We start from the raw sequence: 11,959 nt of genomic DNA, 5'->3' as shown, positions 1-11,959 counted from the left end.
AGGCCGAGAATGCCGGTGAGCACGTTAAATAAAACCTGTCGCGTGGCCTGCACCAATTGGATGCGGGCTTGGGCCAAAAGGGGATCCTCTTTTAAGAGGGGCAAAATGCGGCAGTTGTCGTAAAACTTGTTGAAATCGGCAGCAATCGCCTCGGCATAGCGAATGATCTTGTGAGGGGCGCGCTCTTCGGCAGCGGCAATCAGCTCATCGGGCAGGGCCAAGAGGCGCAGCAGCAGGGATCGCTCTTCAGGTTCTTTGTAGGGCAGTTTTTGCTGCTCCGTCAAAGCAACTGTGGCGGTTAGCTGCACCTGTTCCTCTTCCTGTAACCGCCGCAGCAGGGTACAGCAGCGGGCGTGGCTGTAGTGGACATAGACCACCGGGTTGTCGAAAGTTTGCTTGACGGCCAAATCCAAATCAAAGTTGATGGGGCTGTCCATGCTGCTGCTGAGCAAAAACCAGCGGGCTGCATCGACCCCCACGCCAATTTCGGGATCCTCAATAAGATCGTTTAAGGAGACAAAATTGCCGGTGCGCTTCGACATGCGCACTTCGGTCTTCTCGCCGGTTTCCGGGTCGGTTTTGAACAATTTGACAAATTGTCCAATCAGGATCTCCAGCTTGACCTCTGGGCTGAAGGCGCCCACCGCCGCCCTTAAACGACCGATATAGCCGTGGTGATCCGAGCCGAGGATGTTGATGAGTCGCTGATAGCCCCGCCGCACTTTGTCGCGGTGGTAGGCAATATCGGCGGCCAGGTAGGTAAAGGAGCCATCGGCCTTTTGCACCACCCGATCCTTGTCGTCGCCAAACTCTTGGGTTTTAAAATAGACGGCCTCTTCCGCCCCCGGCTTGGGATCCTCACCCCGCGGCGCCTTAGCCCTGTAGAGGAAGCCGCGCTCCTGCAGCTCCTGCAAAGCCTGTTGGATGGCGCTCAGCCCTGTCTGGGGATCGGGGGTGTGCAGGCGGCGTTCGCTAAACCAGTGATCGAACTCGGTGCGCAGTTGTTGCAGGGTCTGCTGTTGCCAGGCCAGCATTTCCTGGTAAGCAAAATCGGTGTACTCTTCCGGGGTGGTGGGCAGAGGGCGGATCCCGGCCTTGACCTGATCCAACAGCCGCCGGGCGATATCGACCAAATAGCTGCCGTGGTAGGCATCTTCCGGCAGAGCCACCTCTTCGCCTTGCAGTTGTCGCACCCGCACTTCTAGCGACTGGCCCAAGAGCCGCATCTGGTTGCCAGCATCGTTGATGTAGAACTCCCGCTCCACCTGGTGCCCCGTCCAGCGCAGCAGGTTGGCCAGGGTCGAGCCGACGGCAGCCCAGCGCCCATGTCCCACGTGCAGCGGCCCCGTTGGGTTAGCGGAAACATACTCCAGCAGGATGCGCTCGGGATGGGGGGCAGCGGTTTTGCCGAAATCTTCCCCCAACCGCAACAGCTCTTGCAATCGCTCGGCCAAAAAGGGATCCCCCAGCCGGAAGTTGAGGTACCCACCGCCTGCCACCTCGGTTTCTATGTCCGGCAGATCCAGGTGTTTTTGCAGGGTTTGGGCAATTTGGGCCGGCGCCATGCGGCAGAGCTTGGCCATCCCCAAGGGGGTAGGACAGGCGTAGTCGCCGTAGCGGGGATCGCTGGGGATCTGGATCACGGGAGTAACCCCTGCCGCCTGCTCAGGTGTTAGGGATCCCAGTTGGCCTGCCGCCCGTTGAATGCTCTCGGATACGGCGGCGGCGAGGAACCGAATCAGCGAGGTGGAAGGGGATTGGGTTGCCATGGCTAAAGGGAGCTGAGTGGAGAGCGAGGTTGACAGGGATCCCTGCTGCAGCAGGAGCACTATCATACTGGCAACAGACTGGCTATGACCAAAGGCTGCCCACACCTGAGCTGCGAATTTCCCAGCATCGAAGAGCTGATGGTTGCCCCCGACCCTCGACAAGCAGGCGAACAGCTCAACTCGTTGTACAAGCAGGATCGGGATGACAGGATTTGAACCTGCGGCCCTCTGCTCCCAAAGCAGATGCGCTACCAAGCTGCGCTACATCCCGGCTTAGCTTTTGCGATTATGACAGATCCCCGCCGCTAATGCACACTTGAACAAGGCTGCGGCAGCCCCCTCAGGGCGATAGGGGAATGGAAAATCCGTTCAGATCAAGACTTCAGCATCTTGGCCGGCATGACAATGAGGGTGTTTCCCTGCCGCTCCACCACGTAGAGCTCCTGCCCGGCTTGGATTTCGAGGTTGGGGATGCTGCACTTGGCATTCCAGGTGGAACCGAGATAAGAGACCCGACCGCGCTGACCAGGCGGGATCGCTGTAACTGCCCGTGCCTCTCGCGATTCTTTGAGAAGATCTTCTAGTTGAGTCGAACCGGAAGGGACTAGGCGTCGGCTGAGGACGATCAATCCAATGGAGAGCAGGATCCAAGCCGAAAATTGTGCCCAAATGGGCCAACCCCAGTAGGCCAAAAGGGCGGCCCCCAGGGCCGCTACCCCTACCGGGCCGGCTACCAACTCCGGCAAAAACAGCTCAGAGGCGATGAGAACCAAGCCAAAGACAATCCAAGGCCAAACCATAGAATCCAGGGATCCCACAAATTCAGTATGGCTTAAAACCTGTGATTGCTCAGGGAGATCCCTTGTCCTTGGAGAGATGGGGTTGGGGCTTATCCACCCAGGCGGTAATTCTCCAAAAACTGGAGGGGATCCAACTCGCCTTGAGGCAGGTTCTTGGGCAGGTTTTTGGATTCGGCAATCTGCATCAGCGTCTCCCAGTCGGTGTTCATGACAAAGGCCACCGCTTGACGAGCCGCCTCTCGGTGGGGGCAGGCCTCTCCCAAGACACAGCCATCTCGACAGAGGGTAGCGCAATCGTGTGCGGTGCTTTTGGGATCCGGGCCAGCCATGATGTCTTCCTCTCTTGGGTTTCATATTTTCTTTAGGATACCTGAAGAGAATCTTGCGCTTGCAGGAGATTTTGGAGAGGGCGGATAGCCTAGACGAGGAAATGAGGCGACAAGACCTGTTCAAGCGAAGAGGAGCCTTATGGAGTTTTCACAATTGCAAGCGCTGGTGAATCGAGCCTTAGAAGACAAAAAGCTCACCCGCACCGAGGTTGACCAAATCGTCGGCGCCATCCGGGCCGACGGCAAAATCTCCCCCGAAGAGATGGACTTGCTGGAGTCCATTCGCCAGATGGTGCTCCGCCGGGAAATTCAGGTGGTGGAAACGGCAGATTGAGGGACCCTCAAGTAGAGGGTGACTTCGCTGCGGTTGTGGAACAGGTGACGGGCCCTCACCACAGAGAAGGCACGACCCAAGATCTCCAGACTTTGCCGCAGCACCCGCAGGCGCTGCCGGTGGGGCAACTTCAGGGTCATCAGGGCCGCTCCCTGTGGCTCCAGATGGGGGGCGAAAGCCGCCATCAAGTTGGCAGAGGCCGGGCCATCCATGCGCATGTCGTTGAGGATGAGGTGAAACCGGCCTGGGCTACGGGCCAAGTAGGCTTGGGCGCTGAGGCGATGGTGGCAGATCCCCGGATCTTGGCTGAGGCGCTCGTCCAAGTCTGCCGGATCCACTGCTGTCACCTGCTGGCCATACAGGCGCAAAATGCGCGACCATCCCCCCGGCGCTGCCCCCAGATCCAAAGCCTGTCCGCCCGCTACCCAAGGAACCTGAAACACCTGGATGGCCTCCAGCAGCTTAAACTCGGAGCGGCTGATCTGGTTTGGATCCCGCCGGAAGCGGTGGATCCCGCCAGCCCAGTTGGAGAGGTTCTGTGCAGCCAGGGATAGGCCCAGCCAGGCCCGGATCCCTCCTGTCTCGGCCAGGATCACCACCGAGATCACCTGCTGGGGATCTTTGACCTGCAGGGGGGCTCCCACCGCCGCGATCACCTGTTCGGCCAGGGCTTCGTTGACCTGAAAGGGCTTGAGATTCGGCCCTCCAAACAGGCGCGTCTGCACCGAAAAGCTGCGCATGGGGTCGATGGCCGCCAACATTTCCTCATCAAGGTGCAATTTGCTCAGGGATCCCTCGTCTAGCCGCTGTTCTCGGTGAATGGGGCAGATGTGGCGCAAAAAAATGGGCGGGTCAGCCTGCCAAGCCTCCACCAGGTCAACAAACGAGCGTTGGCTGCACACCCACACCAAGCCGGGCGCCTCCCGCAGCCGCTGTACGGCGGCCTCCGGATCCGCAGCTTTTATCTCCCGGATGGCCAGATCCAAAAAATCCGGGTCGGCGCTGCCCAGCCAGGTATGGGTATCGGGGGGAAGAGAACTGCTCAACGGGCTCGCTGCCAACGCAGGTAGGGTAAACAGGCGGCTACTTGTTGAATCTGGGCTGTGGCCGCCAGCAATTGCCCTGTGGCATCCCAGGTGCCCTGCACCAGCATTTGCCAGGCCCCCTGAGGGATCTCCACAGCAGCGGCATGGTTCTGCCAGCGCACCTGTTTGTTGGGCAGATCCAGGGTCAACCGAAGCTGTGGATCCTCGGCCACCGCCTTTTGCAGGGTTTGGATCAGGCTCGCCGGCGCCGTCGCACAAGGGATCCCCAGGGCCAAACAGTTGCCGAAGAAGATCTCGGCAAAGCTTTCGCCGATGAGGGCGCGGATCCCCCACTTGGCCAGCGCTTGCGGCGCATGCTCGCGGCTGGAGCCACAGCCAAAATTGGCGTTGACCACGAGGATTTCGGCTCCCTGGTACTGGGGCAGGTCAAAGGGATGCTGGCCGGAAGCTTGGGCGCGGTCGTCGGCAAACACGTGCCGGCCCAAGCCCTCAAAGGTGACGCACTTCAAAAAGCGGGCCGGGATGATCCGATCGGTGTCGATGTCGTTGCCCAGCAGGGGGATGCCTCGGCCTGTAACGGTCAAAACTTCGCTCGGCATGGAAACTGGAATGAACTTTGGGACTGGATCTGGGGGTTGGCTGCGGGGTAGCGACGTTTGGCAATGCCCTGCTCGACGGCCAACTGGGCCTCGGCTACCGGCGGTAAACCTGATTTTCCAGATTGCGCACCTGCCGTTCCAGCCGATCCAGCCGCCCGCGCAGCTCGTCCATTTCCGATTGGCGGGGCACGCCCAAATCCTGTAGAACGTTGCGCACCTGCCGCTGCACGTAGGATTCAAAGTTGCTCTGCTCGGATTTTACCTGGTTGAGCAGGTTGTTGATGAGATTGGATGCCTCTTCTGGGTTGAGCTGGCCCTTCTGCACCAGATCGTCGGCAGCCTTCTTCAACTGCTCTGCCAGCAAGGTGGTGGTGCCGACGCCCATCAGCAAAAGCTGACGTAAGATACTGTTGTTATCCAATGCTGCCCTCCAGAGAACGCGTGCCGAAGGTACGGGCTTCTATGACCATCCATTTTCCTCAGTTTGCCTTCAACTTCGCAACCGGTTCGGCCAGCTTCTCCCTTCCCCCTGAGGCAGCACAACAATGGCACGAGGTTCTGCAGATTCTTTGGGAGCGACTCAAGCGCAGCTCCCGCCAGCAGCCTCAGGATCCCGTTGAATTTCGTTACCCTGCTGAGGATTTCAGCTTGGAGATGTTCTGCAACCCCAATATCTGGACTGGCCCCCATGCAGCCAAGGTGCTGGTAACTTTGAAAACCAAGGTGCTGCGCCTTTCCACTGAAGTGGAGTTCTCTCGCCTGCAAGAAGACCTCAGCCAGTATCTGGAGTCCCTGCCATGAGCGAAGGGCGGCACACTGCGTCAGAGGATCCCGTGGCTATTACGGTGATGCAACTGCTGGAAGAGCCGCCAGAGGGGATCCCCGGCCACTTGGAAGTGGTTTGCCTCACTTGGCATGACCGCCAGCGATCCCGGCAGCGGCTGGTGAGCGATCAGGGCACGGTAATCCAGTTGATGCTGCCTCGCGGCACTCATCTTCAGGATGGGGATCTACTCTACGCGGATGCGCAGCGACACATCCGGGTCAAAGCCCAAGCCGAACCGGTACTCTTGATTCAACCGGAAAACCCGATCCAGATGGGCCAAGTGATGCATCAACTGGGCAATTGGCACCGCCCGGCCCACATTTCCCCCCAAGGGCAGATCCGGGCGCTGGCCGATGAGCCGTTGCAGGACTGGCTGGCCCACCTGGGGATCCCGTTTCAGTTGGAGATGGCTGTCTTCGAGCCCAACCTGTTGGCCCACAGCCATTAGCCTGGGTCTAGCTGAGCAGTCATCCTCAGGTGTCTAAGTTCTCGATCCGAACGGGCTCAAGAGCTTCTGCCGGCGGAAACCCCAGCACCTGAGCATAAAAATAAAGCTCCGCCTCTAAGGCCCGTTTGATGTTGGCCGCCTGGCGAAAGCCGTGTTGTTCTCCCTCGAAGGGCACATAGGCCACCGGGATCCCTTTGGCCCGCAGGGCGGCTACCATCCTCTCTGCCTGATTGGGGGGCACGATGGCGTCTTCCAAGCCCTGAAAGAAAATAACCGGACAATTGAGGCCATCCAGGTGGTGGATGGGAGAGCGCTCCCGGTAGAGATCTCGTCGTTGCGGGTAGGGGCCAATTAAGCTGTCCAAGTAGCGGGACTCGAACTTGTGGGTGTCCTGTGCCAGGGCCTCCAGGTCGCTCACCCCGTAGTAGCTGGCACCGGCCTTGAAGACGGTGTGAAAGGTCAAAGCCGCCAGCGTGGTGTAGCCGCCGGCGCTGCCGCCGCGAATGAGCAATCGCTCGCCATCAACCCGGCCCTGTTGGGCCAAGAATCGGGCTCCAGCAATGCAATCTTCCACGTCCACAAGGCCCCATTGGCCCTTGAGGGCCTCCCGGTAGGCCCGTCCATAGCCGCTGCTGCCGCGGTAGTTGACATCCAAAACGGCAATCCCGCGGCTGGTCCAGTACTGGATCCCCAGGTCGAGCACGGCTGCTGTTGCTCCCGTGGGCCCGCCGTGACTTTTCACCAGCAGGGGCGGCTTTTCGCCGGCAGGGGCCACAAAGTCGCGGTTCTTGGGAGGATAGAAGAAGCCGTAGGCCACTGCTCCGCCCGAGGTGGGAAAGGTGATGGGCTCAGGGATCGACAAATACTCCAGATCTATTGCCACGCTGCTAGAACGGGCCACCACCTCCAATTGGCCAGAAGGTAAGTCCAGACAGACCAAGGCCATGGCTTCGCTGGGGGATCCGGCCAGGAAGGCAGCTTTTTCGCCGCTAACTTGAAGGTTGTGGAGCTCGGTGTAGGGTATGGGGATCTCCTGCCGCTGTCCTGAACGCGGATCCAAAAGCGCCAGGTGGCCCAGCCCTTCTTGCCGATAGATGGCCAGGATTTGCCCATCCCCACAGAAGCCGTAGGTGCTCAGGCCAAACACCCACTGGGGCTCGCCAAACTCCGCTTCCATAGGACAGAGGGAAATGGGGCCCTGGGGATCCCAGCAGTAGAGGTTCCACCAGCCGCTGCGGTCGGAAACAAAGTAAAGCTCCCCCTGCGGCGACCACTGGGGCTGGAAAATGGACTCAGCCGGGCCACCAACGAGTTTCTGGGGTTCTCCCAAGCTGCCGTCAGGAGCCACTTCCGCCCGCCACAGCTCCGTGCCGTCCCAGGGCATCTGGGGGTGATCCCAGGCCAGCCACACCAGGATCTGACCGTCTGGGCTCAGTTGCGGGCTGGCGTAGAAATCGTGGCCCCTGGCCAAAACCTGCTGGGATCCGCTTTCTAGATCGATGGCAACCAGGGTATTTTCCGGCTCTCCCTGGCGGCTGTGATCCTCGCGCACGCAGAGGATGCGCCGGCGCCTCCTGTCCACCACCCCGTCGGCATAGCGGTAGGGGCCAGCTTCGGTGAGGGGCTGGGGATCCGAAGCCGGCAGCAGGCGGTAGAGCCGTTGATCGGCAAAGTTGCAGAAATACACCACCCCCTCGGAGACCCAGTAGGCGCCGCCGCCGTACTCATGCACCCGCGTGCGCACGTTGAAGGGTGCTGGCGTCAGTTCCTGCACCGTCCCGTCGGCAGCTCGCCGCATCAGCACGTTGCGCCCCTTCTCCTGCGGGCGGCCCTCCGTCCAGTAGAGATCCCCCTTGTCCCAAGCCGGTTGCCCTAGGCGTAGGGATCCGGCCACCACCAGGTCAGCGGTAATTGGGGATCGCCAAGATCCATAGCCAGCCTGTTGCACCATAAGCCATCAATTTTCAACCTCGAAATCTCCATTATGCCGAGAGCAAGGGATCCCTGGGAGCTTGGCGAGAACAGGCTCAGATTCTGGAAAAAAGTATCTCGCAACACAATTTCTTCCTGGCTGAATGGGTTTGATAGAACACGTCCAGGCAACAGGGGCGCACGACGCTCTCTCGACTGCAAAGCTGGCTTTTCCCCCTGTTGATGTTGGGAAGGCATTGGTGAAAACCTCAGCCGAGCGCAGTTGGGCAAGCTGATCCATGGGCAAGGTGATGAGCTGAGTCCTTCCCCCCGTTAGCCAGGCTGCTGTAACCACACTTCGCTACATCCTTTGCACTCACCTCGTTTCGGAGTTTACCGATGGCTCAATCTTTTAATCGTCGTCAAGTGCTGAAAATGGGCGCGCTGGCCGGAGCCGGGGCTGCCTTAGGGCCGCAGATCTGGGTGAAGCGGTCTGTGCCTGCCTATGCTCAGGGAGAGACTATTCGCGTTGGCATTTTGCACTCCCTCAGCGGCACGATGGCCATTTCGGAAACCAGTGTGGTGGATGCGGAAAAGCTAGCCATTAAAGAGATCAATGCCGCCGGTGGGGTTTTGGGCAAGCAGATCGAGCCCATCATCGAGGATGGCGCCTCCGATTGGCCAACCTTTGCCGAGAAAGCCACCAAATTGATCGATGTGGACAAGGTGGCAACAGTATTCGGCTGTTGGACCTCGGCCAGCCGCAAGGCAGTTTTGCCGGTATTTGAATCCAAGCAACACCTGCTCTGGTATCCCGTACAGTACGAAGGACAAGAGTGCTCCAAAAACATCTTCTACACCGGCGCTGCCCCCAACCAGCAGATCGAGCCTTCTGTGGAATGGCTGCTCAAGAACAAGGGCAAAGAGTTTTTCCTGGTGGGATCCGACTATGTCTTCCCCCGCACGGCCAACACCATCATCAAGGCCCAGTTAGAGGCCCTGGGCGGCAAGGTTGTGGGAGAAGATTACCTGCCTCTGGGCAACACCGAAGTGACTCCTATTATCAGCAAAATCCGTGCCGCTCTTCCCAACGGCGGCGTGATCTACAACAGCCTGAATGGCGACAGCAATGTGGCCTTCTTTAAGCAACTGAAAGCAGCCGGTCTGGAGCCGGATCGCTATCCCTCTATGTCCGTCAGCATTGCCGAAGAAGAGGTGCAGGCGATTGGCTCCGAGTTCCTAGAAGGCCACTACGCTGCCTGGAACTACTTCATGACGGTGGATACGCCTGCCAACAAGAAGTTTGTGGAAGCCTTCAAGGCAGAATACGGCCAAAACCGCGTCACCAACGACCCGATGGAAGCGGCCTATATCATGGTTTACATCTGGAAGCAGGCGGTGGAAAAAGCGGGAACCGTGGAGATCGACGCGGTGCGCCAAGCAGCCTACGGCCAAACCTTTGATGCCCCAGAGGGTCTGGTGACGATGAACACCAACCACCACCTGACCAAGTACGTGCGGATCGGCCAGGTGCGCTCTGATGGGCTGTTTGATGTCATCTTTTCTACAGACGCTGTGGAGCCACAGCCCTGGAACCAGTTTGTGGCGGAAACCAAGGGCTTTGCCTGCGACTGGTCGGATCCGGCCAAAGGCGGTCGCTTCAAAGTCAGCTAGCCCTGTTGAGCGCTGGGTGCGGGATCCCTTGCGGGTGAGTTGGGGATCCCGTCCTGGAGTTGGAAGCGCGTCCCCAGTCAACGGGTAAAGAAGGAGGATCCCCTGCCGATGACCTTGCTTTTGGATAGCTTGTTTAACGGCATCAGTATTGGCACCGTTTTGCTGATAGCCGCTCTGGGCCTGGCGATTGTCTTCGGCCTCATGGGGGTGATCAATATGGCCCATGGGGAGCTGATGATGTTGGGGGCCTACACCACCTTTGTGGTGCAAAATGCCTTCCGACAATTGGGGGATCCCTGGCGGGATCTGTATATCTTTCCAGCCTTGGTTGCCGCTTTTGTCGTCACGGCCCTGGCGGGTCTGGCTCTGGAGCGGGGGGTGATTCGCTTTTTGTATGGGCGGCCGCTGGAAACCCTTTTGGCCACCTGGGGCGTGAGCCTGATCCTGCAGCAGTTCGTGCGCAGCGTCAATTGGGTGTTGGCTTTCCGCTTGGGGGCCTTTGCGGTGCTCTTTTTTGGCGGCTGGTGGCTCTTGGCAAAACGGGCCGATTGGCCGCGCCTCAAAGGCTGGGTGCTGACGTTGTTGTTGGTGCTTTCTACGGCCATTGTGGCAGTAGGCGGGCGGGTTCTGGCCCAAACCTATGCCCTGGCCGTCACCCAGCCCTGGTTTGGGGCCCAAAATAGAGACGTGACCGCTCCTCGCTGGCTGCGGGGTGGGATCCCGGTGGGCAACCTGTTTTTGCCCAATACTCGCCTGTTCATCATCGCCCTCACCGTTGTCTGTATCCTGGGGCTGTACTTTTTCTTGCAACGCACCCGCTGGGGGTTGCGCATCCGCGCCGTCACCCAAAATCGGGCCATGAGCGCTTGTGTCGGGATTCCTACGCAAACGGTGGATGCTCTCACCTTTGCCATGGGTTCGGGTCTGGCAGGAGTAGCCGGCGTGGCCGTCAGCCTGCTGGGATCCGTGGGGCCCAATACCGGCCAGAACTACATCGTGGATACCTTCATGGTGGTTGTCGTGGGGGGTGTGGGCAAGCTCCTGGGCAGCATTGTGGCGGCACTGGGGATCGGAATTGCCAACTTTGTCATCGGTTCCGGGACGCTGGCTTTGATCTTTCCCAACGTGCCGATCCTGACCGATACCCTCAACTTTTTTGCCACCACCAGCATGGCTAAGGTGATGGTCTTTGCCTTAATTGTGGCCTTTTTGCAGGTGCGCCCCCGCGGCCTTTTCCCCGAAAAAGGTCGCATGGTGGATGCCTAGGACAGCCCTCTTGAGCGAATCTTTCTAGCCGTATCCCCCATCCCCCCACACCGCCCATGAAACTGGCTCATCTCCCCCCCGCTGATCGTGAAGAGGCCATTCTTGCCACCGGTCGGGATCCCAGTCCTGCCCGCAAGCTCCTGTGGGAAGTTGGGATCCTCATTGGCCTGGCGCTGGCTTTGATCTTGGTGGCCCCAACTGTGTTGTCGGGTTTTCGGCTGAACTTGTTGGGGCGATTTCTGGCATTGAGCATTGTTGCCCTGGGGATCGACCTTATCTGGGGCTATACCGGCATGCTGAGTCTGGGGCATGGGGTGTTCTTTGCCTTGGGGGGCTATGCTTTGGGGATGCACCTCAAGTTGCAACTGCCAGAGGGACAGATACCGGAGTTTTTCAGCCTCTATGGGGTAACGGAATTGCCCTGGTTTTGGTACCCTTTTTATTCGTTTCCGTTTACGGCTATTGCTATTGTCTTGATCCCGGCTGTGGTGGCAGCAGCTCTGGGGTATTTGGTGGTGAGAAATCGCATCCGAGGAGTTTATTTTTCTATTCTGACTCAGGCCACCACAATCATTTTCTTCAACTTCTTCAACGGGCAACAGCGCTTAATCAACGGCACCAACGGCCTGACCAATTTCCAGACGTTATTTGGCCTGGATGTCAACTCTTCCCAGATGCGCTTTGCTGTCTATGTGGCCACGGTTTTAACCGTTGTTTTGGCTTACCTTCTCTGTCGTTGGCTTACCAGTGGCTTGTTTGGTCGAATCCTGGTAGCCATTCGAGACGATGAGCCGCGGGTTCGTTTCTCTGGCTACGATCCCACCGGATTTAAGGTGCTGGTATTTGCCATCTCGGCTGCGCTGGCAGGGATCGCCGGGGCTTTGTTTACCTTACAAACTGGCATCATTTCTCCCAATGCCATGGCCGTTCCCTTCTCCATTGAAATGGTGATCTGGG

13 protein-coding genes and 1 tRNA gene are annotated in these 11,959 nt (G+C 58.9%); 6 read left to right on the top strand and 8 right to left on the bottom strand.

The window, feature by feature from the left end; genetic code table 11:
* The 4 genes from argS to NW857_RS00775 all read right to left on the bottom strand — a co-directional run.
* Positions 1-1,769, bottom strand: a 1,769-nt coding sequence (gene argS, locus NW857_RS00790; RefSeq protein ID WP_414367714.1) for an arginine--tRNA ligase, incomplete at its 3' end; no start/stop codon positions are given.
* A 197-nt stretch (positions 1,770-1,966) separates the two neighbouring features.
* Positions 1,967-2,040, bottom strand: a tRNA-Pro gene (locus tag NW857_RS00785).
* A gap of 103 nt (positions 2,041-2,143) precedes the next feature.
* On the bottom strand, positions 2,144-2,569 hold the full coding sequence (locus NW857_RS00780) for an NfeD family protein (protein ID WP_414337413.1): 426 nt from the start codon (positions 2,567-2,569) through the stop codon (positions 2,144-2,146).
* Between the two features lie 89 nt (positions 2,570-2,658).
* Positions 2,659-2,898: a hypothetical protein gene (locus NW857_RS00775; RefSeq protein ID WP_414332581.1), complete on the bottom strand. Its 240-nt coding sequence runs from the start codon at positions 2,896-2,898 to the stop codon at positions 2,659-2,661.
* A gap of 139 nt (positions 2,899-3,037) precedes the next feature.
* On the opposite strand from NW857_RS00775, the gene NW857_RS00770 reads away from it, so the two are divergent.
* The gene (locus NW857_RS00770) at positions 3,038-3,232 is read left to right on the top strand and encodes a hypothetical protein (RefSeq protein WP_414332583.1); all 195 of its coding nucleotides are present in this window, start codon (positions 3,038-3,040) and stop codon (positions 3,230-3,232) included.
* Here NW857_RS00770 and NW857_RS00765 read toward each other — a convergent pair.
* From NW857_RS00765 to NW857_RS00755, 3 genes are all read right to left on the bottom strand, one after another.
* Positions 3,208-4,278, bottom strand: a complete 1,071-nt coding sequence (locus NW857_RS00765) for an SAM-dependent methyltransferase (RefSeq protein ID WP_414332585.1) — start codon at positions 4,276-4,278, stop codon at positions 3,208-3,210. The genes NW857_RS00770 and NW857_RS00765 overlap by 25 nt on opposite strands.
* On the bottom strand, positions 4,275-4,877 hold the full coding sequence (gene leuD, locus NW857_RS00760; protein WP_414332587.1) for a 3-isopropylmalate dehydratase small subunit: 603 nt from the start codon (positions 4,875-4,877) through the stop codon (positions 4,275-4,277). Before leuD ends, NW857_RS00765 begins: the two co-directional genes overlap by 4 nt.
* 94 nt (positions 4,878-4,971) lie before the next feature.
* A complete protein-coding gene (locus tag NW857_RS00755) occupies positions 4,972-5,298 on the bottom strand; it encodes a phasin family protein (RefSeq protein WP_414332589.1) in 327 nt (108 codons plus the stop codon).
* A gap of 41 nt (positions 5,299-5,339) precedes the next feature.
* On the opposite strand from NW857_RS00755, the gene NW857_RS00750 reads away from it, so the two are divergent.
* Both NW857_RS00750 and NW857_RS00745 read left to right on the top strand, forming a co-directional pair.
* Positions 5,340-5,678 carry a hypothetical protein gene (locus NW857_RS00750; RefSeq protein WP_414348892.1) on the top strand — a complete coding sequence of 113 codons (339 nt, stop codon included), beginning with the start codon at positions 5,340-5,342 and terminating at the stop codon, positions 5,676-5,678.
* A complete protein-coding gene (locus NW857_RS00745) occupies positions 5,675-6,151 on the top strand; it encodes an urease accessory protein UreE (protein WP_414337417.1) in 477 nt (158 codons plus the stop codon). The genes NW857_RS00750 and NW857_RS00745 overlap by 4 nt, the downstream gene beginning before the upstream one ends.
* A gap of 25 nt (positions 6,152-6,176) precedes the next feature.
* Here the strand turns inward: NW857_RS00745 and NW857_RS00740 are convergent, their stop codons facing one another.
* Positions 6,177-8,102 (bottom strand): S9 family peptidase, encoded by a 1,926-nt coding sequence (locus NW857_RS00740; protein ID WP_414367712.1) that lies wholly within the window; start codon positions 8,100-8,102, stop codon positions 6,177-6,179.
* Between the two features lie 359 nt (positions 8,103-8,461).
* Here NW857_RS00740 and urtA point away from each other — a divergent pair, with 359 nt between their 5' ends.
* The 3 genes from urtA to urtC all read left to right on the top strand — a co-directional run.
* The gene (urtA, locus tag NW857_RS00735; RefSeq protein WP_414332597.1) at positions 8,462-9,736 is read left to right on the top strand and encodes an urea ABC transporter substrate-binding protein; all 1,275 of its coding nucleotides are present in this window, start codon (positions 8,462-8,464) and stop codon (positions 9,734-9,736) included.
* Between the two features lie 108 nt (positions 9,737-9,844).
* A complete protein-coding gene (urtB, locus tag NW857_RS00730; protein WP_414332599.1) occupies positions 9,845-11,002 on the top strand; it encodes an urea ABC transporter permease subunit UrtB in 1,158 nt (385 codons plus the stop codon).
* A gap of 56 nt (positions 11,003-11,058) precedes the next feature.
* A partial coding sequence (gene urtC, locus NW857_RS00725; protein WP_414367711.1) for an urea ABC transporter permease subunit UrtC occupies positions 11,059-11,959 on the top strand: 901 nt, incomplete at its 3' end.

Origin of the sequence: Synechococcus sp. H55.9 (assembly GCF_047462355.1) — a bacterium.
Lineage (GTDB): Bacteria > Cyanobacteriota > Cyanobacteriia > Thermostichales > Thermostichaceae > Thermostichus.
Note: the sequence above shows the minus strand (reverse complement) of the source record. Positions and strands in the feature narration are given on the sequence as shown.